At 45.3% G+C, this 24770-nt stretch carries 23 protein-coding genes; 12 read left to right on the top strand and 11 right to left on the bottom strand.

Features of this window, described 5'->3' with window-relative positions; translation table 11 throughout:
• The first annotated feature begins 21 nt into the window (after window positions 1-21).
• Both bmrC and bmrD read left to right on the top strand, forming a co-directional pair.
• On the top strand, window positions 22-1779 hold the full coding sequence (gene bmrC / locus CVV77_RS08090) for a multidrug ABC transporter ATP-binding protein BmrC (protein WP_100275063.1): 1758 nt from the start codon (window positions 22-24) through the stop codon (window positions 1777-1779).
• On the top strand, window positions 1776-3797 hold the full coding sequence (gene bmrD, locus CVV77_RS08085) for a multidrug resistance ABC transporter ATP-binding protein/permease BmrD (protein WP_100275062.1): 2022 nt from the start codon (window positions 1776-1778) through the stop codon (window positions 3795-3797). The genes bmrC and bmrD overlap by 4 nt, the downstream gene beginning before the upstream one ends.
• Window positions 3798-3843: 46 nt before the next feature.
• Here the strand turns inward: bmrD and CVV77_RS08080 are convergent, their stop codons facing one another.
• From CVV77_RS08080 to spaC, 6 genes are all read right to left on the bottom strand, one after another.
• Window positions 3844-4464, bottom strand: a complete 621-nt coding sequence (locus tag CVV77_RS08080) for an NAD(P)-dependent oxidoreductase (RefSeq protein ID WP_100275061.1) — start codon at window positions 4462-4464, stop codon at window positions 3844-3846.
• A gap of 37 nt (window positions 4465-4501) precedes the next feature.
• Complete coding sequence (locus tag CVV77_RS08075; RefSeq protein ID WP_080010758.1) at window positions 4502-4627, bottom strand: hypothetical protein; 126 nt, start codon at window positions 4625-4627, stop codon at window positions 4502-4504.
• A gap of 104 nt (window positions 4628-4731) precedes the next feature.
• Window positions 4732-4935 carry a beta type acid-soluble spore protein SspB gene (gene sspB, locus CVV77_RS08070; RefSeq protein WP_003233287.1) on the bottom strand — a complete coding sequence of 68 codons (204 nt, stop codon included), beginning with the start codon at window positions 4933-4935 and terminating at the stop codon, window positions 4732-4734.
• Window positions 4936-5144: 209 nt separating this feature from the next.
• On the bottom strand, window positions 5145-5363 hold the full coding sequence (locus tag CVV77_RS08065; protein ID WP_080010759.1) for a YheE family protein: 219 nt from the start codon (window positions 5361-5363) through the stop codon (window positions 5145-5147).
• 151 nt (window positions 5364-5514) lie between these two features.
• A complete protein-coding gene (yheD, locus tag CVV77_RS08055; protein WP_100275060.1) occupies window positions 5515-6876 on the bottom strand; it encodes a spore coat associated protein YheD in 1362 nt (453 codons plus the stop codon).
• Window positions 6866-7957 carry a spore coat associated protein SpaC gene (spaC, locus tag CVV77_RS08050; RefSeq protein ID WP_003239523.1) on the bottom strand — a complete coding sequence of 364 codons (1092 nt, stop codon included), beginning with the start codon at window positions 7955-7957 and terminating at the stop codon, window positions 6866-6868. Before spaC ends, yheD begins: the two co-directional genes overlap by 11 nt.
• 267 nt (window positions 7958-8224) lie before the next feature.
• On the opposite strand from spaC, the gene CVV77_RS08045 reads away from it, so the two are divergent.
• Window positions 8225-9358 (top strand): DUF445 domain-containing protein, encoded by a 1134-nt coding sequence (locus CVV77_RS08045; protein ID WP_084991735.1) that lies wholly within the window; start codon window positions 8225-8227, stop codon window positions 9356-9358.
• A gap of 91 nt (window positions 9359-9449) precedes the next feature.
• A complete protein-coding gene (locus CVV77_RS08040) occupies window positions 9450-9803 on the top strand; it encodes a YlbF/YmcA family competence regulator (protein ID WP_003239521.1) in 354 nt (117 codons plus the stop codon).
• 43 nt (window positions 9804-9846) lie between these two features.
• Here the strand turns inward: CVV77_RS08040 and CVV77_RS08035 are convergent, their stop codons facing one another.
• Complete coding sequence (locus tag CVV77_RS08035; protein ID WP_100275059.1) at window positions 9847-10920, bottom strand: DNA alkylation repair protein; 1074 nt, start codon at window positions 10918-10920, stop codon at window positions 9847-9849.
• A gap of 484 nt (window positions 10921-11404) precedes the next feature.
• Here CVV77_RS08035 and CVV77_RS08030 point away from each other — a divergent pair, with 484 nt between their 5' ends.
• Together CVV77_RS08030 and CVV77_RS08025 are read left to right on the top strand one after the other, a co-directional pair.
• Window positions 11405-12271 (top strand): Cof-type HAD-IIB family hydrolase, encoded by an 867-nt coding sequence (locus CVV77_RS08030; protein ID WP_003239519.1) that lies wholly within the window; start codon window positions 11405-11407, stop codon window positions 12269-12271.
• Between the two features lie 111 nt (window positions 12272-12382).
• Window positions 12383-13888 carry a coproporphyrinogen III oxidase gene (locus CVV77_RS08025; RefSeq protein WP_003239518.1) on the top strand — a complete coding sequence of 502 codons (1506 nt, stop codon included), beginning with the start codon at window positions 12383-12385 and terminating at the stop codon, window positions 13886-13888.
• A gap of 18 nt (window positions 13889-13906) precedes the next feature.
• Here CVV77_RS08025 and khtU read toward each other — a convergent pair whose 3' ends face one another.
• From khtU to CVV77_RS08010, 3 genes are read right to left on the bottom strand one after another with little or no spacing between them, the layout of a single operon-like run.
• On the bottom strand, window positions 13907-15124 hold the full coding sequence (khtU, locus tag CVV77_RS08020; RefSeq protein WP_003239517.1) for a K(+)/H(+) antiporter subunit KhtU: 1218 nt from the start codon (window positions 15122-15124) through the stop codon (window positions 13907-13909).
• A 7-nt stretch (window positions 15125-15131) separates the two neighbouring features.
• Entirely contained in the window at window positions 15132-15629 is a 498-nt protein-coding gene (khtT, locus tag CVV77_RS08015) for a K(+)/H(+) antiporter subunit KhtT (protein WP_003239516.1), read from the bottom strand.
• 57 nt (window positions 15630-15686) lie between these two features.
• Window positions 15687-16025, bottom strand: a complete 339-nt coding sequence (locus tag CVV77_RS08010; RefSeq protein WP_080010760.1) for a hypothetical protein — start codon at window positions 16023-16025, stop codon at window positions 15687-15689.
• Window positions 16026-16190: 165 nt separating this feature from the next.
• Here CVV77_RS08010 and CVV77_RS08005 point away from each other — a divergent pair, with 165 nt between their 5' ends.
• On the top strand, window positions 16191-16958 hold the full coding sequence (locus tag CVV77_RS08005) for an enoyl-CoA hydratase (protein WP_029316804.1): 768 nt from the start codon (window positions 16191-16193) through the stop codon (window positions 16956-16958).
• Between the two features lie 20 nt (window positions 16959-16978).
• Here CVV77_RS08005 and CVV77_RS08000 read toward each other — a convergent pair whose 3' ends face one another.
• Window positions 16979-17164, bottom strand: coding sequence for a YhzD family protein (locus tag CVV77_RS08000; protein ID WP_088111217.1), 186 nt, complete (start codon window positions 17162-17164; stop codon window positions 16979-16981).
• Between the two features lie 127 nt (window positions 17165-17291).
• Here CVV77_RS08000 and CVV77_RS07995 point away from each other — a divergent pair, with 127 nt between their 5' ends.
• From CVV77_RS07995 to yhaM, 5 genes are all read left to right on the top strand, one after another.
• On the top strand, window positions 17292-18188 hold the full coding sequence (locus CVV77_RS07995) for an ABC transporter ATP-binding protein (RefSeq protein WP_019257935.1): 897 nt from the start codon (window positions 17292-17294) through the stop codon (window positions 18186-18188).
• Window positions 18181-19440: an ABC transporter permease gene (locus CVV77_RS07990; RefSeq protein ID WP_019257936.1), complete on the top strand. Its 1260-nt coding sequence runs from the start codon at window positions 18181-18183 to the stop codon at window positions 19438-19440. The genes CVV77_RS07995 and CVV77_RS07990 overlap by 8 nt, the downstream gene beginning before the upstream one ends.
• A gap of 106 nt (window positions 19441-19546) precedes the next feature.
• Complete coding sequence (locus CVV77_RS07985) at window positions 19547-20773, top strand: metallophosphoesterase family protein (protein WP_100275058.1); 1227 nt, start codon at window positions 19547-19549, stop codon at window positions 20771-20773.
• A 4-nt stretch (window positions 20774-20777) separates the two neighbouring features.
• Window positions 20778-23675 (top strand): ATP-binding protein, encoded by a 2898-nt coding sequence (locus tag CVV77_RS07980; protein WP_100275162.1) that lies wholly within the window; start codon window positions 20778-20780, stop codon window positions 23673-23675.
• Window positions 23676-23748: 73 nt separating this feature from the next.
• Complete coding sequence (yhaM, locus tag CVV77_RS07975) at window positions 23749-24693, top strand: 3'-5' exoribonuclease YhaM (RefSeq protein ID WP_019257939.1); 945 nt, start codon at window positions 23749-23751, stop codon at window positions 24691-24693.
• The last annotated feature ends 77 nt before the right edge of the window (window positions 24694-24770 follow it).

Genomic DNA, 24770 nt, shown 5'->3' with positions numbered 1-24770 from the left:
CTGATGAGGAGATGGGAATCGATGTTTTCAGTATTGAAAAAGCTTGGCTGGTTTTTTAAAGCTTACTGGCTGCGCTATACGATTGCGATTGTGCTTTTATTAGGAGTCAATGTAATTGAAATGTTTCCGCCTAAGCTCTTGGGGAACGCCATAGATGATATGAAATCGGGGGCGTTTACTGCGGAAGGGCTGCTGTTTTATATCGGTATCTTTTTTGTGCTGACGGCGGCCGTGTATATCATGTCTTATTTTTGGATGCATCAGCTGTTTGGCGGAGCGAATGTGATGGAGAAAATTCTTCGTACGAAGCTGATGGGACATCTGCTGACCATGTCACCGCCGTTTTATGAAAAAAACCGTACAGGCGATTTAATGGCACGGGGGACGAATGATCTTCAGGCTGTCAGTTTAACGACGGGGTTTGGCATATTGACGTTAGTCGACTCTACGATGTTTATGATGACGATCTTTTTGACGATGGGGTTTCTGATTAGCTGGAAGCTGACCTTTGCCGCCATTATCCCGCTTCCCGTCATGGCGATTGCAATCAGTCTATACGGAAGTAAAATTCACGAGCGGTTTACGGAGGCCCAAAATGCGTTCGGGGCGCTGAATGACAGGGTGCTTGAATCTGTTTCAGGCGTGCGGGTGGTTCGCGCGTATGTACAGGAAACAAACGATGTCCGCCGGTTTAATGAAATGACCGCCGATGTTTATCAGAAAAATATGAAAGTGGCTTTTATTGATTCGCTGTTTGAGCCGACGGTGAAGCTGCTTGTCGGCGCCAGCTATCTGATTGGGCTCGGCTACGGAGCGTTTCTAGTGTTCTGGAATGAGCTGACGCTTGGCGAGCTTGTTTCCTTTAATGTGTATCTCGGCATGATGATTTGGCCGATGTTTGCAATCGGTGAACTCATTAATGTGATGCAGCGAGGCAATGCGTCATTAGATCGGGTAAATGAAACCCTATCTTATGAACCGGATGTGACAGATCCAAAGCAGCCAGCTGAATTGAAAGAGCCTGGAGATATCGTTTTCAGCCATGTCAGCTTTACATATCCAAGCTCAACAAGCAGCAATATTCAAAATATTTCTTTTACAGTGCGAAAAGGGCAGACTGTCGGGATTGCCGGTAAAACCGGGAGCGGAAAAACGACGATTATTAAGCAGCTTTTGCGCCAGTACCCTGCCGGTGAAGGGAGCATCACATTCTCAGGCGTGCCGATTGAGCAGATCCCTCTTGACCGGCTCCGCGGGTGGATCGGATATGTGCCGCAGGATCATTTGCTGTTTTCACGGACGGTAAAAGAAAATATTTTATACGGAAAACAGGATGCAAGTGATGAAGAGGTTAAGCAAGCGATTGCCGAAGCACACTTTAAGAACGATTTACACATGCTTCCGTCTGGTCTGGAGACAATGGTCGGTGAGAAAGGCGTGGCGCTGTCCGGCGGGCAAAAGCAAAGAATTTCGATTGCGAGAGCACTCATGGCGAATCCGGAGATATTGATTTTGGATGATTCGCTTTCTGCTGTAGATGCCAAAACAGAGGCGGCGATTATCAGCAATATCAGAGAAAACCGCAAAGGAAAAACGACATTTATTTTGACGCACCGTTTATCCGCGGTAGAGCATGCTGACCTGATCCTTGTGATGGACGGCGGCGTGATTTCTGAGAGAGGCACGCATCAGGAACTGCTGGCCAATAATGGGTGGTACCGGGAACAATATGAAAGACAGCAGCTGTTCACTGCGGAGGAGGGGGGAGCAGGGGCATGAAAACAGGGAAAACGTTATGGAGATACGCACTCCTTTATCGAAAATTGCTGATCACAGCCGTCCTTTTGCTAGCTGTAGCCGTCGGTGCAGAACTGACCGGACCGTTTATCGGCAAAAAAATGATAGACGACCATATCCTCGGCATTGAGAAAACATGGTATGAAGCTGCGGAAAAAGATAAAAACGCCGTTCAGTTTCACGGCGTCTCTTATGTCAGAGAGGACCGTATGCAGGGATCTGTTTCTAAAGAAAAAGAAGCGCATATTTATCAAGTGGGAATGGCGTTTTATTTTGTTGATCAGGCGGTCAGTTTTGACGGGAACAGAACGGTTTCTGACGGAAAGCTGACGATCACAAACGGAGACAAGAGCCGGACATATGCTGCCGAAAAGCTGACAAAGCAGGAGCTTTTCCAGTTCTATCAGCCGGAAATAAAGGGAATGGTGTTTCTGATCTGCCTGTATGGGGGCTTGCTTGTCTTTTCGGTATTCTTTCAATACGGACAGCATTATTTGCTGCAGATGAGCGCCAACCGCATTATCCAAAAGATGAGGCAGGACGTGTTTTCGCACATACAAAAAATGCCGGTTCGCTATTTTGACAACCTTCCGGCCGGCAAAGTGGTTGCGCGGATTACCAATGATACGGAGGCCGTCAGAGATTTATATGTCACAGTGCTGTCAACATTTGTGACAAGCGGAATCTATATGCTAGGGATATTCACGGCTTTGTTTCTGCTGGATGTTAAGCTCGCGTTTGTGTGTCTGGCAATTGTGCCGATTATCTGGCTGTGGTCGGTCATATACCGAAAATACGCGTCTTATTACAATCAAAAAATCCGTTCGATCAACAGTGACATTAACGCAAAAATGAATGAGTCCATTCAAGGCATGACGATTATTCAGGCTTTCCGTCATCAAAAGGAAACGATGAGAGAATTTGAGGAATTAAATGAATCTCATTTTTACTTTCAAAACAGGATGCTGAATTTAAACTCCTTAATGTCCCATAACCTTGTCAATGTGATCCGGAACCTTGCGTTTGTCAGTCTGATCTGGCATTTTGGCGGTGCAAGTCTGAATGCGGCCGGGGTTGTTTCCATCGGTGTGCTGTACGCGTTTGTCGATTATTTAAACCGGTTATTTCAGCCGATTACAGGCATCGTCAATCAGTTTTCAAAGCTGGAGCTTGCACGGGTCTCCGCCGGCCGCGTTTTTGAACTGCTTGAAGAAAAGAATACGGAAGAAGCGGGTGAACCGGCGAAGGAGCACGCGCTGGGGCGGGTTGAATTTCGTGATGTGTCATTTGCCTATCAAGAAGGTGAAGAGGTATTAAAGCATATTTCCTTTACCGCCCAAAAAGGCGAAACCGTAGCGCTCGTCGGCCATACCGGATCAGGAAAGAGCTCAATTTTGAATCTCCTGTTTCGTTTTTATGACGCGCAAAAAGGGGATATTCTGATTGATGGGAGAAGCATTTACAACATGTCAAGACAGGAACTCAGATCCCATATGGGCATTGTGCTTCAGGACCCGTACTTATTCTCAGGCACAATCGGTTCTAACGTAAGTCTGGATGACGAGAGAATGACTGAAGAAAATATCAAAAAAGCATTGCGGCAAGTCGGAGCCGAGCCGCTTCTGGAAAAGCTTCCGAAAGGAATTAATGAACCTGTGATTGAAAAAGGGAGCACGCTGTCCTCTGGAGAGCGGCAGTTAATTTCTTTCGCAAGAGCTTTGGCGTTTGATCCCGCCATTTTGATTTTAGATGAAGCGACGGCACACATTGATACAGAGACAGAGGCCGTGATTCAGAAGGCGCTCGATGTCGTCAAACAAGGACGCACAACCTTCGTCATTGCCCACCGGCTTTCAACAATCAGAAACGCGGATCAAATTTTGGTCCTCGATAAAGGAAAAATTGTTGAGAGAGGGAACCATGAGGAATTGATGGCGGTCAAAGGCCAATATTATCAAATGTATGAGCTGCAAAAGGGTCAGAAACATTCCATTGCATAACGCTCAAAAACCCAAAACAATCGTGTTTTGGGTTTTTTATATGTACTTAATAAGCCAGTCCGGCACGGTATCCGACATACTCTCCTGTAACGAGCTCACGATATAGAAAATCAGCAGTATCACCGACCGTAATGCTTGAACCGCCCTCCGGCAAATCGTCACGCTCCGCACGATAAACGCCGGTTGCTGTTCCGTCCGGGAGGTAAGTGGGGCAGATGATGGTCCAGTCTAAAGATGATTCTTTTAGCATTTCGTATACTTTTGCATGCTCCTTGGCTGCGCGGGTCAGCTTTCGTTTTGATTCATTTGTTTCAAACCGGTATTTTCCCGGTTCATATCGGGAATCAAGAATGCCTGCAGTGCCGATTGTAATCAGCCTTTTGATATGCTGTTCCAGCATAATGTCGAGAATGTGTGTCAAAGCTGCTGACAGGGTATCATCACCATCTGTACCGAGACAGCTGATCACGATTTCAGCATCCTTCATCACTTTTTTCACATCTTCCCGGCAGCGTGCGTTCCCCATAACGATTCGGTCTTTTGGAAGGGGAAGTTCAGTAGGTTGAGATCTGACCAGAGCATAAATGTCAAATTGTTCATCTGCGGCAGCTTGTTTTAAAAAAGCTTGTCCGACGCGGCCGCTGGCTCCAAATAAAGCGATTTTCATCAAAAAACCTCCTCGCCCTCATTATAAAAGGATGTTCTCAATTTGAACAGCGCGGGAAAGAATACCTGTACAAATAGACAGAACGATGGGAAACATATTCATGAATCATGGATATACTTACGAATTGAACCAGCTCCCAATTCACAACGGCGATGAATGACACCCTTATTCCCTCCCTTTTTTTCTAGGATATGTGGATCAGGAAAAAAGGGTGACAAATATAAAGAGAGCGCGGAAACCGCGCCCTCATAGCCATATATTGAGTTGTTATTGTACTCTGCCGCCCATTTGCTGCTGAGCGAAAGATACTAAACGTTTTGTGATTTCTCCTCCGACAGAACCGTTAGCGCGGGAAGTTGTATCCGCTCCAAGGTTAACGCCGAATTCAGAAGCGATTTCAAGTTTCATTTGATCGATAGCCTGAGCTGCGCCAGGAACTAGTAAGTCATTTGAAGAGTTTTGGTTAGCCATGTGTAAAATCTCCTTTTTGTTTAGTATGGTTGGGTTAACTGGAGTTGCACCAGTCTGTGGACCCGTCTCGGGTATCACTGCCGTCTCGGCGTAACCCAATGCTTGCCGGCTTGTTACTAGTATTATGTTAAAATGGCCGGAAACTCATGCGGAGAATTGAGTGGTAAATCTTGAGAAGACATAAAAAAAGCTTAGCCGTTCAGGCTAAGCTAGTCATAAATATGAAAAAGCATCAGTTCATGTATCTCGTTTTTAAGAGCAGGCTCGTCAGCGCGGGCGGGAAACAAATTTCCCCATTCAATCTCACCGCTTTTATGATAGATGCCTTCATAATGGGTTCCTTTATAATAAAACGAAATTCTCCATCCGGGCAGCTTTTCTTTTTGGAACAAAGGTTTCCAGCTGAAATGAGAAATCATTACGGCCACGCTCCTTAAAATTGATGTCAATTGATCTGAATACGAACGAATTATGTTCATTGTATCACTGTTTCAGAACATCATTGAAGAGGTCTTTGGGATACAGTTTGTCCCAGCTCTAGATAAAGATAGGCCCGCTTTAATAAAAAAAGCGGACAGATTACGAAGGCCACAGCGCTTCATGGGAGGTGATCGCCTTCTCGGATAGATAGGAGGCGTATTCAAAGCTTCTTCGTTTTGTCAGGGAATCAACATGATACAAATTCGGATGAGAAAAAATACTGCGGCCCGGACGTGAATTCGCTTCAAACATCCATACTTTACCGTTCTGCTCGATGCCAAAATCGAAGCCAATCTCCCCGATAAACCCCTCAATATGATCGTGAAGCACATGGCTTGCCGTCAGTGCCGCAGCAGAAAGCTTTTTAATGACCTTAATTCTTTCAGCAGGATCATCGTATACTTCTGCAAGTGTTTTTACAGTTCCGCCATTAGAAAGATGTGTTGTAATGCTGTTTTCTCCGGAAATTTTTACGGCTATTGCTGTCACAGTCCATTTCCCTTTTCTGTTTTTATTGGTATGGACACGAAAATCCGCTGGTTTGCCTTGAAATTTGATCAGATCGACACCTTGCTGAATGAGAAAGTCAGACGGATCGTGCTGTTTTTGAAATTCTGCCAGAAATGCGGCGGCATCGGAATAATCGATTGAAGAAAACGTTTTGGCGTCATTTGTATGTTTCACTGTCAGGCCATCGTCTGTTTTTGTCAGCTGATATATCCCAGTGCCGAGTGCTCCGTTTGCCGGTTTGATATAGACTTTTTTGTATGCACCACAGAGTTCTGCAATTTTCTCCACAGATGGTGTCAGCTCGGATTTCGGCAAAAAAGGGGCGGTTCTCGGATCTTTTTCGAGCAATTGATGAACGCTCCATTTATTAAAAAACGTTTTATTAAACCATGGGATTTGATATTCATCAATCAGCCGTTTTTTTGTATGTTGCAAGAGAAGCGAATCTTCAATTTTTCTGTTTGGCAAACGGTCATAAACGACGTTCGGCAGCGGGACGATTTTTTTCTCCCAGCCGTTTTCTCTGTATAGGAGCCCTTCAATCGTACCCTCTTCCCAATTGATTTGGTGTGCGCCAAAAACGAAGCAGTAGCCTCCTGCTTGCTCGTGTAACGTAACAAGCTTAGAAAAAAAGAGGGAACGATCCTTAAAAGGGCGCTCAAGAGATACGGTAAAACCTGCCGTAAAGATGCCGATTAACGGTCCGATATGCACCGTATGATCATGAATCAGGATGTCAGCCCTGCTTCGATGGGGAAGCAAAAGCTCATGAAACAGATTTTCAGAGAGAAGCACGGTTTGTTCTAGATGCCGTCTGTAAGAAACGTGGCATCTGACAACCTTCGTCCCGAATGCGGCATGCAAAAGTCCGTCTCGCTTCATGGAAGAGGGAAGAAACAGGGTATTTTCACTGGTTTTGTCTATGCCGATCAAAAACCGTTTACGATTCACGCGGAAGAACTCCTTTCTGGCTTTGCTCAGAAAACAAATATTGGCAGCGCTTAAGGGGACAGGTATACAGCTGTTCTTTTTGCTCGGGAGAGACACGCAGGATTGATTTCCTGCCCGGTTTGGAATTGATATCTAGGATCCAAATTCTCCCGTCCTTCGCAAGGCATATATCGAGCCCGAGTTCAAACAGCGGCCCGTAGCGCTCGTCAAGGTAATACGGAACCGACTGGGTAATCGAGAACACGTCATCAAGTAAGACCACTTGCTGTTTTTTCGGTATATCTTCAAACCATGAATCGAATGTCAGCGCATCAGATCCGCCTGACAAATTGGCCAAAAGCCCGTGTTTGTATCCGCGTCTCACTGCCTTTCCGACTGTATTCCATTCACCTGCTTCGTTTTTTTCCATGAAGAGGCGGATATCACACGGGTATTGCTCCTTATCTTGAATATTTAAATAAGGCTGAAGCAAATATTGATGCTGAAGCACTTTTTTGCACCATGTTTTGAAAGAAGTTTGGTTGGAAAAGGTTTTTGTCTGCTTATCCTTTCCGATGTGATAAGTAGCGGTTATGTTTTTCTTACCCAGCTCCAAAAGAATCACGCCTCTGCCTCCTGCGCCGAACGCCGGTTTTAAGATGCAGGCTTTTTCTTTGGTTAAGAAGGAGTGGATTTGTTCATAGCGGCTCACCTTCATCGTTTCCGGAATATAGGGGTTGATCACAGCGTGCTGCTGCAGATCATGAAGAACGGTCCACTTATCGGGAAGACCCAGCCCGATGAATTCCGTTTTCGGATATTTTTTGAGCCACTCAACGATCGGTTTTGCTTTTTGGGATTGTGAATCCTTGCCGTAAAAACAGCGGTCATAAATATAATCTGGAATCGCCATTTCAGTTTCGTTCCATGTGCTGCTGGCCGAATGATAGACCGATGCTTTGACACGCAAGGTGTCAGGTAAAATATCAAACGGTGTAAACCGGATGAAACGTATGCCAAATTCGGGTGCTCTTTTGGCCAACTCTGCGGAATAGTCCGCTTCATGCTGGCGGGATAAGGACATAAAACCAAGTGTTATCATGGTGAGACTCCCCCTTTTATTCAAAAGCTGCCGGCGGGTGTCAGCAGCTTTACGCTAAATACGTGTAAGACGAACGCAGCTGACGGTATTCTACTTTACAGAATACGATTCTCCACCTTGCCCTATTCCAAAAGAACAAGCTGATTTTCTGACAACAGGAATTTGTCTCCTCATTTGCTATGTGATTGCATCAGCCTCTATAATACGAATAGGTACAACATCTATATGAAAAAAAGCTGAAGCACAGATGGAGGAAGATGAATAGGAATGGGTATTGCAGGAACCTTTATTTTTATGATCGTGATCGGCGCTGCCATTGGAGCGGTAACCAATCATTTAGCAATTCAAATGCTATTTAGGCCATATAAAGCGTACTATTTGTTTGGGAAACGAGTTCCTTTCACGCCCGGGCTGATTCCGAGAAGACGGGATGAACTTGCAAAACAAATGGGACTGATGGTAGTGAATCATCTCTTAACCCCTGAGGGCATTAAAAAGCGGCTCGTCTCTGATACAGCCAAAACGCAGGCTCTTCAAGTCGGGGAACAGCTGATTCAAAAGCTGTCACTTTCTGAAATGACAGTAAAAGAAGCACTTGAAAATGCCGGGGTAAAGCGTCCTGATGAAGCGGCAGACGCATGGATCAGCAATTGGACCGATGATAAGCTGAATGAGCTTTTCCGCCAATACGAGCACCAATCGTTAAAAGAGCTGGTGCCTTTGGAAGTGCAGGAAAAGCTTGAGGAAAAGATCCCGATGATTTCAGGATATATATTGTCACGAAGTGTCAGTTATTTTGAAAGTGATGAAGGGAAAATCCGTCTCGGCAATATGATTGATGACTTTTTAAAAGAGCGCGGCATGCTTGGAAGCATGGTGCAAATGTTTTTGGGCAATACAAGCCTCGCGGACCGCGTGCTGCCGGAGCTGCTGAAGTTTTTGCGGAATGAGGAAACAAATAAACTGCTTTCTGATCTCTTGCAAAATGAATGGGGCAAGCTGAGGGAGTATACGTTTTATGAAGCAGACGAAAAATGGAATGCCAAAGCGCTCATTTTCAGCCTGAAACGAAGAGTGCTGCAAACATTCTCGACTGCTCCTTTCTTTGACAATACGATTGGCACGCTTACCGTGCGCTATGAATCTGAGCTGACCCAGCAAATGTTGCCAGCACTGCTAGACAAATTGCTTGAAGGGATTTCGGCCAATCTTGAAAGTGTTTTAAAACGGATGCGCCTTGAGGAAATCGTCAAGGAGCAGGTGGATCAGTTCCCGGTGCAGCGTCTTGAAGAAATGGTGCTATCCATTTCAAAAAAAGAATTTAAAATGATTACCTATTTGGGAGGCCTTCTCGGCGGAATCATAGGTGCGATTCAAGCATTGTTTGTCATCCTTTTTTAAGAAGAAATGGTTTTTGATTAATGAAAGCAGCTCCATAGTCTGTTATAGTGGAGTGGTATGTCAAACGGCAATGATGAAAGGAGCTATTCCAATGGCTGTTAATTTTTATGATGTAGCGTATGATCTGGAAAAAGCATTACGCGGGAGCGAAGAGTTCACCCGTTTAAAAAACCTGTACGATGAAGTAAACGCAGATGAATCAGCGAAGCGCATGTTCGAAAACTTCCGTGATGTGCAGCTTAGACTCCAGCAAAAACAAATGGCAGGAGAAGAAATTACACAAGAAGAAGTGACGCAGGCTCAAAAAACAGTTGCGCTTGTACAGCAGCACGAAAAAATTTCTCAGCTGATGGAAGCGGAGCAGCGCATGAGCGTGCTGATCGGTGAATTGAACAAAATTATTATGAAGCCTTTAGAAGAGCTTTACGGCAGTGTCGAAGGCTAAACAGCAAAATCCCTTCTTGGAAAAGAAGGGATTTTTTATTCTTTCAGCAAACTTGGAAATCCAATGAATCTTTTACCTCTCCATTGATGATCACTGATAATGTATGAATTCCTTTGTAATGTTTTCTGGTAGTTAGATCCTTAAAGGATTGAATTCTTGTGTACGGCTTAGTTTCGTTTTTTCTAATATTTGTTTCTGTTATTTTAAATACTTTTTGATGACGCTGACCTCTTGCTTTTACAAAATCAATTGCGTACTCAATTCTTACTTTTTGATCCCTGTCTGAATGAATATAGAAAGAAAATTCAAGGCTTTCGCCAATGGCTATACGGCTGGATTGACATGTTAAATCATGTAATTGTATTGAATCAGCATTTTCATAACCAAAAAGCGATAAGGCCTGTTTATCACCCTTTTTTAATAAGGTCCGATAGGCGTGTTTGATGATCCAATCGGAATAGGGATGTGTTCCGTACCATTGATCTGCGACTTTTCTCAGCAAATGAGGATGCGTTTTTGATATATCATTAAGGTTGTTGGCCACGCTTTTCCTTACATACAAGGACTTGTCCTGCATCAGCTTCTCAAGGATCGGCAGAATGGGGGAAGGGTCTGATTTCAAAGCGGGTATCGATTTTCCCCATGGCAGGCGGGGCCTGCTTCCTTCGCTCGCAAGTCTTCTCACGTGTTCATTTTCATGCTTGGACCATTTAAGCAATTGTGCAATCATTTTTTCTTGATCTAAAAGCAAAAAAGGCCTCACAGCAAATTCTGAGGTGGAATATTGCGTAAAGTATTCCAATGCCTTTATTGATTCTTCCCAATGCGCTAACCCGTACTGTTCTACATAATCAGGGAATAGAATTCCGCTTAGTCCTTTAAAATGAGGGGCTGTATCCCGTAAAATTGCAAGCACTTCATCGTAATGTTTTGGCAGTGTTTCGTATAAGGAAGCTGTAATGCGGCGCATCCGCTCTTTTAAAGCGAGTTCAGGCCAGTCTTCCTGCAGCAATTGTTCCTCGAATCTGTCTTGGTTAAAATCAGGACAAGATGCCTTTATATGGTGTATCAATTGAGATATCAGTTTTTCATTGTATATTTCTTTTAAGTCAGCCACCTGATCACCGCTCTTTCATTTATTATTTATATTATATGGGAATGTATGTTCTGAATCAAATATATTCCAAAAATTAACAACCGATCCTACCTTAGTATACATCATTTGGATACTTTTTTTAGTTAAAAAAACCCTTGTCATCAGCAAGAAAAACTGAGATAATGGCATTGAAAGCGCCTACACTTACCTGATTTCAATTGGATACGGTCGCATATCATGCCGTTATATAGAGGGGATAAGCAACAGAGAGTAAGTGTTCGGAGCGCATCATTGGTCAAACAAGGGGTTCCTGATACATGATTTTTCGTAAAACGAAATAACGATATTAGGGAGAATGGCAGCTTCGATCGTATCCTATCATAATGCCAAAAACATAAAGTCTGCTGAGCCAGGCTTTTTTGCTTTGCAGAAAAGGTTGTTCTAAACACAGAGACAGGGTCATATTCTATACACAAGTACAGTCATCAAGGAGGGGGACATCTCTGTGTCAAAACAATTGCTTGCCTTAAATATAGATGGAGCGCTTCTTCGGTCGAACGGAAAGATTCATCAGGCAACGAAAGACGCGATCGAATATGTTAAGAAAAAAGGGATTTACGTCACACTTGTAACCAACCGTCATTTTCGTTCAGCACAGAAAATAGCAAAATCGCTGAAGCTTGATGCCAAGCTGATCACTCATAGCGGGGCATACATCGCTGAGAAAATAGACGCCCCGTTGTTTGAAAAAAGAATCTCTGACGATCACACCTTTAATATTGTTCAAGTGCTGGAGAGCTATCAATGCAATATCCGGCTTCTTCACGAGAAGTATTCGATCGGAAACAAGAAAAAGGTGAATTCAAATTTATTAGGGAAAGCACTCATTCACCCGTCTGATCCGATCTTTTATCCAGTCCAGTTTGTTGAATCATTAAGTGATCTGCTCATGGATGAGCCAGTGAGCGCACCTGTCATCGAGGTGTACACGGAGCACGACATTCAGCATGACATTACAGAAACGATTACGAAAGCTTTCTCTGCGGTTGATGTTATTCGCGTAAACGATGAGAAGCTGAATATCGTCCCGAAAGGTGTCTCGAAGGAAGCGGGCCTGGCCCTCGTCGCTTCAGAGCTGGGCCTGACCATGGATGATGTCGTGGCCATCGGGCATCAGTATGACGACCTCCCGATGATTGAACTTGCCGGTCTTGGGGTAGCGATGGGGAACGCCGCTCCGGAGATTAAGAGAAAGGCCGATTGGGTCACAAGGTCCAATGACGAGCAGGGTGTTGCTTACATGATGAAGGAATATTTCCGGATGCAGCAGCGAAAAGGATTTCTTGATAAGTTCCACATGAAACGTGTGTAAAAAAGCCGCTCGCGCCCTGACAGGTGCGGCGGCTTTTTTGCCGGATTGATTTTAACGGTTTATTTCTGTACACTAAAGAAAGTTTTGAATCTGATAAATTAGGTGATGAAGTTGCAAATTAAAATAGAAGGCATACATGATGACCGCCTGCATCGGCCTCTGCAAAATATTGCAAATTTGTTTTATGAAGAGTGCGAGCTTGTGTACGGCGGAGGGGAGCCCGCAGATGTTGTCATTTCTTTAGACTGCTCACAAACGGATGAGCATGTGACGGTTTCGGGAGAAGTGAAGGGAACTGGCATAACGGAACAGCATACAAAATCTTTTTCTCCCGGCATGAATGAAAAAGAAGCTTTTAAGCAAGTGAAAAACACGATTTCTTATGTGTATCTCAATCTTCTTCAAGCGCATACGGGCATCACGCAAAAGTGGGGAATCCTGACAGGAATCCGGCCGACAAAGCTGCTTCATAAAAAGCTGCAAAGCGGAATGCCGCAGGAGCAGGCACATGCTGAATTGAAAAAGGACTATTTAATTCATGATGAGAAAATCGGGTTAATGCAGGAAATTGTTGACCGGCAGCTGGCGGCAGTGCCGGATTTGTATCAAGTAAAGGATGAAGTCAGTATTTATATCGGCATACCGTTCTGCCCGACAAAATGCGCGTATTGCACATTCCCTGCGTACGCCATCCAAGGGCAGGCGGGCAGAGTCGGCTCATTCTTATGGGGGCTGCATTACGAAATGCAGAAAATCGGCGAATGGCTGAAGGCGCATGATGTTAAGGTTACAACCATTTACTTTGGCGGCGGGACGCCGACAAGCATTACAGCGGAGGAAATGGATCTGCTGTATGAAGAAATGGTCCGCTCCTTCCCTGATGTGAAAAACATTCGCGAGATTACGGTAGAGGCCGGCCGCCCTGACACGATTACAGAAGAAAAACTCGCCGTTTTAAACAAATATGACATTGACCGGATCAGCATCAATCCGCAATCCTATGAAAACGAAACGCTAAAGGCGATCGGACGGCATCATACAGTTGAAGAGACCATTGAGAAATATCATCTGTCACGCCAGCACGGCATGAATAATATCAACATGGACTTGATTATCGGTTTGCCCGGGGAAGGCGTGAAGGAGTTCAGACACAGCCTTTCAGAAACGGAAAAACTGATGCCGGAATCCCTTACGGTTCATACTCTTTCCTTTAAACGGGCCTCAGAAATGACGAGAAACAAGCATAAGTACAAAGTCGCCGGCAGGGAAGAGGTTTCTCAAATGATGGATGACGCGGTAGCCTGGACGAAAGAGCATGGGTACGTGCCTTATTATTTATACCGCCAGAAAAATATTCTTGGAAACCTTGAAAACGTCGGATACTCTTTGCCGGGACAAGAAAGCATCTACAACATCATGATTATGGAAGAGGTGCAGACCATTATCGGCATCGGCTGCGGCGCAGCAAGCAAATTTATAGACCGTGATACAGGGAAAATTACGCACTTTGCCAATCCGAAAGATCCGAAATCGTACAATGAGCGCTTTGAGCACTACACGGACGAAAAAATCAAATATTTAGAGCAGATTTTTGAGAGAACGACAAAGCAGCACTGATCACAGTGCTGCTTTTTTTTATCCCTGTTTTCTTGCAGGCTGAACATCAGGCTTCCATTTAAATACCTTGTTCAGCAAGCGGTAAATTCGTTTTGATTCCTTTGTTAAAAGCGGCCCTAAAATCGCCAGAATGAGGACATATAATGCGGCAAACGGCTTTAAAGTGGCTGACAGGCCGCCGGCTATCCCGAGATTCGCAACGATAATCGAAAACTCTCCCCGTGAAACGATCGTCAGTCCGATATTCGATGAAGCCTTATGGGAAAGCCCTGCGCGTCGCCCTGCCACCATTCCGGCGATAAAGTTTCCGAGAATGGTCAGAATCACTGCTCCCAGTGCAAGCCAAACCGCTTCACCGAGCGAAAACGGGTCGATGCTGAGGCCGAAGCTGAAAAAGAACATCGCGCCGAAGAAGTCGCGAAACGGAACGACAAGGTGCTCAATCCTATCGGAATGCTCTGTTTCTGAAAAAACCAAACCGAGCAGCAGCGCGCCAATCGCTTCCGCTACATGGATCGTCTCTGAAAACCCGGCGATAAAAAAGAGTGCGGCGAAAATGACGATAATAAACACTTCATTTGAGCGAATGTCCAACAGCTTATTCAAGAGCGGCGGGAGCTTTCTGGCTGCGATAAAAAACAGCAGCATATAACCGAAGGCGATCAAAATGGACAAGAGCGCACTCCCGACTGATGTCGCATCACCTAACACAAGGCCGGAAACAACGGACAAATACACGGCAAGGAAAATATCCTCAAACATAATGATGCCAAGAATCAGCTCGGTTTCCGGATTGGCCGTTCTTTTTAAATCGACGAGCACTTTTGCGACAATCGCACTTGACGAGATTGTGATGACGCCTGCGAGGACGAGGACTTCCAGAAAGGAAAACCCGGTGATAAACCCATAAAGCAGCCCGAGGCTGAAATTAATCAAGATATAAATCGTTCCGCCAATTGCAATTGATTTTCCGGATTTGATTAATTTTCCTACGGAGAATTCGAGTCCGAGATAGAAAAGGAGGAAAAGCACGCCCATCCGCCCGAAAAACTCGATGATTTCACTGCTTTCTATAAACGTAAGGTCAATAATCCCCACTTTCGGCGCGTGCGGTCCAAGCAGCATTCCAAGCACAATCAGAAATGGAATAATCGAAAATTTAATTTTATTGGCGATTACACTGGCAATCGCCACAAGAACAAGCGCAGTCCCGACTTCAAATACAAGATGATCCATCGGCCGCTCACACGCCCTCTCCAGAAAGAAAATCATGAATCAGTTTCTTCAGATGCTTTCTTTCACCTGAGAGGACAAGTGTGTCATTTTCTTCAATAACCGAATCGGCTCCGGGATTTAAAAGCTTTTCCTGGCTGTGTTTGATGATGGCAATCACAGTGACATCGTAGTTCTGGCGGACATCAAGCTCCCCGAGTGTGCGCCCGATCGATTTGGCGCCTTTTTCGACCTTAAACCATTCAATAATGAGATCGCTGAAGGCCATTTCGATGGATTCCAGCGCTTGCGGTTTATAGACCATGCCGCCTAAAATAGCGGCAATTTGCCTTGCTTCAGAATCATCCAATGAGATATTGGAAAGAAGCTCATCCGGGTCCCGGTCATTAAACCGGTAAATTTCTCTTCTTCCATCATCATGAATGATAATCGTCATTTTTTCGTGACTTCTCGTTTCGATTTCAAATTTTTTGCCGATGCCCGGCAGATCGTTTTCTTTAATATTCAATGAAAATCCCTCCGAATGTAGTGTTGGCTAAATGGGGTAAGTTAAAAACAAGAACATTTATATTCGGAGGTAATTAGACTGGTATTTGACAGGGACGGCACAAACCTTTTCCAACCTATTTATCAGCGGTTCGTCAAGAGGTTTGACAGACAGCTGCCTGACAGACTGCGCCAGCGGGCTGTACTCTTTGATCAGCTCTGCCGGGTACATGCTGCCCGGCGACGGTGTTTTGGCCGTTTGTGTTTCCTGCGGATATGAGGACATAGGCACATAGCTGTCAGTGCTTGCTTCAAGCTGGGAAGGCAGAACCACGTCCGAAGGGGGAAAGTACACCATAAATAAACTTAACAGAAAACTGATCAGCAATTTATCCATGTTCCTTTCCCCCTTTCTCATCCTGATAATCCCTTCTTTTTCACTATATAAAACTTTATGTTTTCATTCAAACAATATGCATTTTTCAGTATCTATTGACCTTGAAAAATAAAAAGGTTTATTTGAGGATGGCGGGGAATGTATAGGAGAAAGAAAAAAGAAAGCGCATACTTGGAGGTGCTTCATATGGAATTTATTCAATATGAACGGAATGGAGCCGTTGCGGAGATTATCCTGAATCGCCCTGATGCCCATCACGCCCTGAATGAACAGATGCTGTCTGAACTGAAGGAGGCGGTTGAAAAGGCGGCTGCAAGCGAGGCGCTTATCGTTCTCCTGAGAGGAACCGGGAAAGGCTTTTCGGCCGGCGGAGACATCCGGATGATGACGTCAGAGCATGACCCTGATCAATTTAAGCAGCTGATGGATACGATTGAGGCTGTCACTTTGACGTTATATCAAATGAAGAAAGTGACAATTGCTGCTATTCACGGTGCTGCTGCGGGACTGGGCCTGAGTTTGGCACTGTGCGCTGACATTGTGCTCGCGGAAAAAAACGCTGTTCTCGCGATGAATTTTATCGGCATTGGGCTTGTTCCGGACGGCGGAGGACATTATTTGCTGAAGAAAAGAATAGGGGAAGCGAAAGCGAAAAAGCTGATTTGGACCGGGAAAAAACTTTCCGCCGCGGAAGCCGCCGATATGGGCCTCCTTGACGGGACATTTGCCGGAGACCCTGCGGAAGGCGCAAGACCCTTTATCGAAACCCTTTTGGCCTCACCTCTTTTGGCGATGATTGAAACGAAAGCCATCTTTCAGAGCCTCCAGCTTGAAGAACTGAAAAAGGTGCTTTCTCTTGAACGCAGCGCCCAAGAGAAAATGAGAAGGACCAAGGATCACCAAGAAGGAATCCGTGCCTTTTTAGAAAAACGGGAGCCGAAGTTCCAAGTGTAACAGATCAGCCGGAAAGCTGATCATCTGTGAAACAAAATCAGCTTTCCGGCTGCATTGACCAAACGATGGGTATGACTGTGAAGCTCTTTTTCTTTTAACAGGTCCTCACCATGCGTTTTTGCCGTTTCTTCATTTTCTGCCTCGAATCGTTCGTTTACCAGTGTTTTCCCCGAAGGATCAAAAGCTGTAAGGAAATAATCAGCCATCAGGTTTCTCCTCCATTTTCAAGATTTATCGTTCTTTCTTCATTTATATTCTAAATAGGAAATCAAAATCCTTTATTATGTTTCATCCAAAATTAGTATATAATGGGTCAGGGAAGGAGGAGATTCGGTGCTTAAGATTGATCACGTAACGAAGACATTTGGAGATTATAAAGCCGTTGACGGATTGGACTTAGACATTCCGGAACAGCAAATGTTCGGTCTTTTAGGCGCAAACGGAGCGGGAAAAACGACGACGTTTCGCATGATCCTTGGCTTATTAAGCATTACGGATGGCTCAATCAGCTGGAAAGGCCGTCCTGTGAATTACAGTATCAGCAACAAAATCGGTTACTTGCCGGAAGAACGGGGCCTTTATCCGAAAATGAAGGTAAAGGATCAGCTTGTCTATCTTGCCAGATTAAAAGGGATGGAGAAGCGGGAGGCTGTAAAAGAGCTCGGCACATGGCTTGATCGCTTCAATATAACAGATTACGAGAATAAGAAGGTGGAAGAGCTTTCGAAGGGTAACCAGCAGAAAATCCAATTTATTTCGGCAGTTTTGCATAAGCCGGAGCTGCTGATTCTTGATGAACCATTCAGCGGTTTGGACCCTGTCAATGTTGAGCTGTTAAAAGAGGCTGTAATCTCTCTGAAAAACAGCGGTGTTTCTATTTTATTTTCCAGTCACCGGATGGAGCATGTGGAGGAGCTTTGTGAGAACCTTTGCATATTGCAGAAAGGAAAGCCGGTTGTGCAAGGCAGGCTGAAGGAGATAAAGCGTTCCTTCGGCAAAAAGAATGTCACGATTCACTCCGATGACGATCTGCGTTTTTTGCAGTCTCATGAAGGCATTCTTCAATGGAAGGAAACGGCCGGCGGCGTCAAGCTGCAGATTGCCAATGAAGACATCTCTCAAGAGATTTTTGCCATGCTCCAAGGAAAAGGGTTTATCAGAAAGTTCGAACTTGAAGAGCCGTCACTGCATGATATTTTTATAGAAAAGGTGGGGGCCGTCTATGAATAAATTTTGGATCATGCTTTCTCATACATACAAAAATAAGATTATGGCAAAATCCTTTATTATTTCGACTGTCATCACGGTACTGCTTGTTTTAGTTGTAACGAATCTGGAGTCAATCATTTCTCTGTTTCAAGGTGATGACGCGAAAGAAAAAATCGCCGTTGTTGATGAAACAAACGAATTATATCCGGTTTTCTCGAAGCAGCTGAAAGCGGTGGATACAGACAGCGATCTTGATGTGAAGCAGTCGAAGCAATCGGAGGATGAGGTCACAAAGCAAGTCAAAGATGAAGCGCTCGATGGCATGCTCATCATCAAACGTGATGAAAAAGGGACCATTTCAGGAACATATAAAGCGTTAACGATTTCTGATGAAAGCACATACCAAACGCTGCAGCAGGCGCTGACGCAAACCAAAACGGCTGTCGGAACGGCGGAGCTCGGCGTTTCGCAGGAAACGATCAGCAGCCTTTATGCGCCCGTTACTGTCGGGCAGGAGGCGCTGAAAGAGGGAGCGAAGTCTGAGGAAGAGCTGGGCCAGACAGTAGGGCTTGTTTATATTATGCTGTTTGTCATCTATTTCTCTGTGATTATGTATGCCAGCATGATTGCAATGGAGGTCGCAACCGAAAAATCTTCGCGTGTCATGGAAATTCTTATCTCAAGCATGCCGCCGATCCAGCAGATGTTTGCAAAGCTGCTCGGCATCGGGCTCGTCGGGATCACACAGCTTGCTGTCATTATAGCTGCCGGCTCATTGTCGCTAAGGTTGAACAAAACGAGCGAAACAGCTTCATCTGTCGGGGGATTTCTTAATCTGACCGACGTTTCAGCAACGACTGTCATCTATGCTGTTATTTTCTTTTTGCTCGGCTACTTTTTATACGCGACACTCGCCGCGTTTCTCGGCAGTGTCGTCAGCAGGATAGAGGATGTGCAGCAAACGATCACGCCGATGACGCTATTGGTTGTCGCCGGTTTTATGATCTCGATGTTCGGCTTGAATGCACCTGACGCAGGATTTATTACGGTAACCTCGTTTATTCCGTTTTTTACGCCAATGATTATGTTCTTGCGCGTCGGCATGCTTGATATTCCGTTTTGGCAGGCGGCTGCCGGAATCGGAATCACACTGCTCACCATTATCATACTGGCCGTCATCGGCGCCAGAATTTACAAAGGCGGTGTGTTGATTTACGGCAATTCAAGCGCGTTCAAAGCGATCAAACAAGCGCTGCGTTTAGCGAAAAACTGATTGGAAAACAGCCTGGGGATTCTCAGGCTGTTTCTTTATTGACAGAACGTGCATTCGCAAGAATTCGGTGCTAAAATAAGGGTACTTCATCCTGGAAAGGAGCAGAATGTTGACTGATCTAACCTTTATTCATGCGGCAGATCTTCATCTTGACAGTCCGTTTTACGGGATATCGCATCTGCCGGAACCGATTTTTGCCCGGATCAAAGAAAGCACGTTTGTAAGCGTGAGACATATAATAGATGCCGCAGTGAGAGAAAACGTTGATTTCATTTTGCTGGCGGGGGACCTGTTTGACGAAGCCAATCGAAGCTTAAAGGCTCAGCTCTTTTTGAAAAAACAGTTTGAAAGACTCAGAGAGTGCGGGATTTCAGTTTATGTGATCTTTGGGAACCACGATCATCTGGGCGGGGAGTGGACGCCGATTGAATGGCCGGAGAATGTCCACATTTTTACGTCCGCTGTTCCTGAAGAAAAATCGTTTTATAAGGAAGGCAGGCGCATAGCAAGCATTTACGGCTTCAGCTATCAGGCCAGGGCCGTAACGGAAAACCAAGCCGCCCGCTACCGGAGGTCAACTGATGCGCCGTTTCATATCGGTATGCTTCACGGCACGTTATCGGGATCTGAAGGGCACGATCCGTATTGCCCGTTTACACATGACGATCTCCTGAAAAGCGGGATGGATTATTGGGCGCTTGGCCATATTCATAAACGCCAGATTCTTTCTGCCGGGAACCCGGCAGTCATCTATCCGGGAAACACGCAAGCGCGCCATATGAAGGAGACTGGAGATAAAGGCTATTATCTCGTTCGTGTGACAAACGGAGAGATTTCTTATGAATTTCAGAAAGCGCATGATGTCCTGTGGGAAAAAGCGGCAGTTGATGTGACGGAGGCAAAGAATATGACTGCCCTTTTCCAAATGGTTGAGGACGCGTTTTCGAAGCTGCGGATAAAGGGGAGCCCTGTTTGTGTAAGACTCGTATTGCAAGGGCGGGCGCCGGAATGGCTGCTGGAGGCGCCGAGAGGCACTTTGGACGAGCTTCTTGAAGCTTTTCAGGAGCAAGAGGCGGAGGAGGAACACTTCATTTGGACGCTTTCATTAGAAGATGAGACAGAAAAAGAAACAAACCTTACAAATCTTGACCCTTTTTTCGGCGGTTTATTTGAAGACATTGATGGCGGCGATCTCTCAGATGTGCTGGAAGGGCTTGAGCGTCACCCTGTATATAGAAGGCACGCGGACCGGTTTAGCCAAGAGGAGTTAAAGGAAATAAAAGAGCAGGCACAAATTTTATTGAAAAGACAGCTTAAGGTGCTTGAAACATGAGGCGGTGAAAGCTTTGCGAATTAAATCTTTACATATCTACCATTACGGGAAATTTTCCAATCGGACCTTTCACTTTTCCGCCTCACCTGTCCAATTAATCTACGGATTAAATGAGGCAGGAAAAACGACGATGGTGTCATTTATTGAAAGCATGCTGTTCGGTTTTCCGAAAACGAAAAAATATGAACCGAAAACAGGCGGTGTCTACGGAGGTGTTCTTGAAGCTGAACATCCTGAGTATGGGGTGTTGAAGATCGAACGGACGAAAGGGACTGCCGAAAAGCTGAGAGTGTACACAGAAAAGGGCGAAGTGAAGCAGGGAGATTTTTTAAAGCAGCTATTCCAGGGCACGGACAGGGCGCTGTACAAAGCCATTTATTCGTTTGACGTATTCGGGCTGCAGGAAATTCACGCCTTTAATCGCGACAAGATTGGGGAATTTCTGCTGTTTTCCAGCTTGTTTGGCGCCGAGGCCGTATCTAAACTTGATTCAAGGCTGGCAAAGGAAAGCGAAAGGCTCTATAAACCAAACGGGCGAAATCCTCAATTGAATCAGGAGCTGGAAGCGCTTAAGCAGCTGACAGCGAAGCTCAAACAGGCGGAAGCAGAGGAAGCGGGCTATCATCAGCTTCTTGAGGAAAAAAGAACGCTCGAAGTCCGTCTGGCAGCGGCAGAAACTGAATTAAAAGAGGCGGCAGGACATTTCCGAACGATTGAGGGAGCGATTGAGCTGAAACCGCTGCTAAATGAAAAAGCGGCGCTGGAACAGGCGATTGCTCAATATCCGGAACAGGCAAGACAATTTCCGGCTGACGGGCTGCATCAGCTGGAAAAGTATGAATCCCATCTTCACCCGAAATCCGCACAGCTTGAGGCGCTTCGGGTGAAGATGGCAGAACTGGACAAGCAGATGCAAAAGCTTAACCCGGATAAAGAAATAGTGGCGAAAGAAACGCTGATACAAGAGCTTTCGGCAGGGTTTCATATGTATCAATCCTGCGGAGAACAGCTCGCCGCCATTCAGGCACAGCTGCGCCAGTCGTCTGCACAGGCAGCGGCCGGGCTGGAACAGCTCAATAAAACGGATGAAAATGAGCTTTTGAATATGAACACGTCATATGACTATGAATGGCAGCTTCAGCAGGCGGTGCAGCAATACGTGCAGGCAAGAGACAGAAAACGGCAGCTTGATGAGACGTTTGAACTTGCCCGGCAAGAGCTGGAAGACGCAGAAAAGGCTGTTCATGCTGCTTCGTCCGCCATCCTTGAAAACAGCCAAAGAAAAGATAAAGAAGCGGCTCTTAAAGCATATGATGAAGCACAGGGGCAGCATCAGGAGCAAGCGAAGCTGAGAGAACAGCTGAAGTTTTTTGAAAGGCAGCAGGCAAAACAGAAAAAGACTGTTATTGCAGCTGGTATGTTGTTCATCGTTCTATTTCTGCTGCTGCAGCAATGGATTCCCGCCATAAGTATCGGCGCTGCTCTTATCGTGTATTGGCTTGCATCAGGGCAAAAAACACCGTCTTCCCGAAACAGCGGGGAGCCGAGACAGCCAATGACGGACATTTCGCTGGCAGAAGCCGAAGCGCTTCGAGAAGCGTTATGGGAGGATGACCGCAATAAACAGCAGCTCATCACACAGCGGGCAGTGCTCCAGCAAAAAGAGACGGCTTATGAAAGGGTCATCCAGCAGTTTGAACAGTGGGAAGCCGATATGGCCCCGTCCTTTACTCAGGTCGAGCGTTTTATGAAGGAGCTCGGATTCAAGGAAGATCCGTCTTTTTTGCTTGATGCATACAGCTTAATGAAGGATGTCAAAAAAGAAGTGAAGAAAAAGCATGAGCTGACCATTGAAGCGGGACGGCTGAAAAAACACCGGCGCACATTCGAAGAACGCGTCAGCAAGCTTATGTCTGAGAATCATAGTGAGAACATCTCTATTTCGGACGCCCTTCACACATTGCAAAAAAACGTTGAACGTGAAAAAGAAATCGAGAAGCAAAAAAAGGGAATTGAAACAGATATTCATTATACAAAGGAGCAGCTGCTGGAGCTGGAGCAAGAAATACAGTATTTTCAAGCCCAGATCGAACAGTTATTTGCCGCGGCGGCTGCAAAAGACAGAAATGAGTTTTGCGCCATTGCAGACATCAGCAGGAAATTGAAGGATACGGAGATCAAACTTCATCACATAAACGCACAGCTTCAAGGCGGACACCCTGAGGAGATTGAACTGGCGGATTCCAATACGCTTACTGAATTGAAAAACAAGCAATTCGTTGAGAATGAAAGAAAAGAACGGCTGACTGAGGAGATCCAACAGCTTCGGAGTCAAATCGCACTGCTCTGCGTCAAACAGGAACAATTAGAGGCGTCGGGATTAGTCTCAGACCTCAAGCTGCAAACAGAAATGCAAAAAGAGCGTGTCAAAGAAACCGCTAAAAAATGGGCCTCAATACAAATGATCAAACAGGTGATCAGAAATAAATTGGAGCGTCATAAAAAAGTCGAGCTTCCGCGCCTTCTGGAGACCGCCGGAGAATTTTTCCGTCCATTGACTGATGGAAGCTACAAGACGATTTATTTTTCTGAAACGGATGATTCCATTATGGTCATGCATTGTGATGGAACTGTCTATCATGCCGAAGAGCTGTCACAAGGGACGTGTGAGCAGCTGTATACAGCGATCCGATTTGCTCTGGCCGTTACACGTCAGGATTGGGCCGGGCTACCGTTCCAGCTTGACGACAGCTTTGTCCATTTTGATCAGGAAAGGCTGAAACGTGTATTAGACGTTCTTTATGATTTATCTGAAGGCGGACGGCAGATTTTGTATTTTACATGCCATGACCATGTAAAATATGCATTTCAAAGCAGCCAGATCATCCATTTGGTGTCATAAAAGAGGTTCTATAGCTGTAAATCGGTATGTGATATACTGATATTATGTAAGATACGGAGGGAGCTTTAATAGAATGGCTAAAGGGATTATGCTACATGAGGTTGGCGAACAGGTGGACCAATATCTATTGATTAAATCCTCGACAAAAGGGATTGCAAGCAATGGGAAACCGTTTTTAACGCTGATGCTGCAAGACCAGTCAGGTGATATTGAAGCGAAGCTGTGGGATGCCAAGCAAAGTGATGAAGTGACCTATGCGCCGCAGACGATTGTGAAGGTCGTGGGGGATGTTCATCATTACCGCGGGCGCACCCAGCTGAAGCTGAGAAACATCAGGCCGGTAAGCGAGCATGAAAACGTCAATATTGATGATTTTTTAGAAACCGCGCCGATTCCGAAAAATGAAATGATGGATACCATCACTCAATATATATTTGAAATGAAAAATCCGAATATCCAGCGGATCACAAGGTTTTTAGTCAAAAAACACGAAGCTGAATTTATGGATTATCCGGCGGCTACGAAAAACCACCATGAGTTTGTCTCAGGTTTAGCGTATCATGTCGTCTCTATGCTGAATCTGGCGAAATCCATTGCCGATTTATATCCGTCTCTTGACCGTGATCTGCTTTATGCCGGTGTTATCCTGCATGATCTTGGAAAAGTGAAAGAGCTGTCCGGCCCTGTTTCTACTTCCTATACGGTCGAAGGCAATTTGCTTGGCCATATTTCGATTATGGTCACAGAGCTGTCAAAAGCGGCTGAGGAGCTTCAAATCGATTCTGAAGAGGTGTTAATTCTTCAGCATTTGATTTTAAGTCACCACGGCAAAGCAGAATGGGGCAGCCCGAAACCGCCGATGGTGAAGGAAGCGGAAATTCTGCACTATATAGACAACCTGGATGCGAAAATGAATATGATGGACAGAGCGCTTGAACGCGTGAAGCCGGGCGAATACACTGAACGGGTATTCGCGCTGGAGAACCGTTCCTTTTATAAACCAACTTTTCACAAATAATTAATTAAGGACTGATACTGAAACATTCAGATCAGTCCTTTTTGCTGCGTCTTTCCCGCTCATAACTCGTCTCATTC

The organism is Bacillus sp. SN1 (assembly GCF_002796895.1).
Taxonomy (GTDB): Bacteria; Bacillota; Bacilli; order Bacillales; family Bacillaceae; genus Bacillus; species Bacillus inaquosorum.
The sequence above is the reverse complement of the archived record's forward strand: the minus strand, read 5'-3'. Positions and strand labels throughout refer to the sequence as shown.

What these genes read in the sequence shown, in the direction of transcription:
- bmrC (WP_100275063.1), top strand. Translation starts at nt 22, where the DNA reads ATGTTTTCAGTATTGAAAAAGCTTGGCTGGTTTTTTAAAGCTTACTGG.
- bmrD (WP_100275062.1), top strand. Translation starts at nt 1,776, where the DNA reads ATGAAAACAGGGAAAACGTTATGGAGATACGCACTCCTTTATCGAAAA.
- CVV77_RS08080 (WP_100275061.1), bottom strand. Translation starts at nt 4,464, where the DNA reads ATGAAAATCGCTTTATTTGGAGCCAGCGGCCGCGTCGGACAAGCTTTT.
- sspB (WP_003233287.1), bottom strand. Translation starts at nt 4,935, where the DNA reads ATGGCTAACCAAAACTCTTCAAATGACTTACTAGTTCCTGGCGCAGCT.
- spaC (WP_003239523.1), bottom strand. Translation starts at nt 7,957, where the DNA reads ATGATAACACTTGGTTTTATGTCCTTATCCCGCCAGCATGAAGCGGAC.
- CVV77_RS08045 (WP_084991735.1), top strand. Translation starts at nt 8,225, where the DNA reads ATGGGTATTGCAGGAACCTTTATTTTTATGATCGTGATCGGCGCTGCC.
- CVV77_RS08040 (WP_003239521.1), top strand. Translation starts at nt 9,450, where the DNA reads ATGGCTGTTAATTTTTATGATGTAGCGTATGATCTGGAAAAAGCATTA.
- khtU (WP_003239517.1), bottom strand. Translation starts at nt 15,124, where the DNA reads ATGGATCATCTTGTATTTGAAGTCGGGACTGCGCTTGTTCTTGTGGCG.
- CVV77_RS08010 (WP_080010760.1), bottom strand. Translation starts at nt 16,025, where the DNA reads ATGAGAAAGGGGGAAAGGAACATGGATAAATTGCTGATCAGTTTTCTG.
- CVV77_RS08005 (WP_029316804.1), top strand. Translation starts at nt 16,191, where the DNA reads ATGGAATTTATTCAATATGAACGGAATGGAGCCGTTGCGGAGATTATC.
- CVV77_RS08000 (WP_088111217.1), bottom strand. Translation starts at nt 17,164, where the DNA reads ATGGCTGATTATTTCCTTACAGCTTTTGATCCTTCGGGGAAAACACTG.
- CVV77_RS07990 (WP_019257936.1), top strand. Translation starts at nt 18,181, where the DNA reads ATGAATAAATTTTGGATCATGCTTTCTCATACATACAAAAATAAGATT.
- CVV77_RS07985 (WP_100275058.1), top strand. Translation starts at nt 19,547, where the DNA reads ATGTTGACTGATCTAACCTTTATTCATGCGGCAGATCTTCATCTTGAC.
- yhaM (WP_019257939.1), top strand. Translation starts at nt 23,749, where the DNA reads ATGGCTAAAGGGATTATGCTACATGAGGTTGGCGAACAGGTGGACCAA.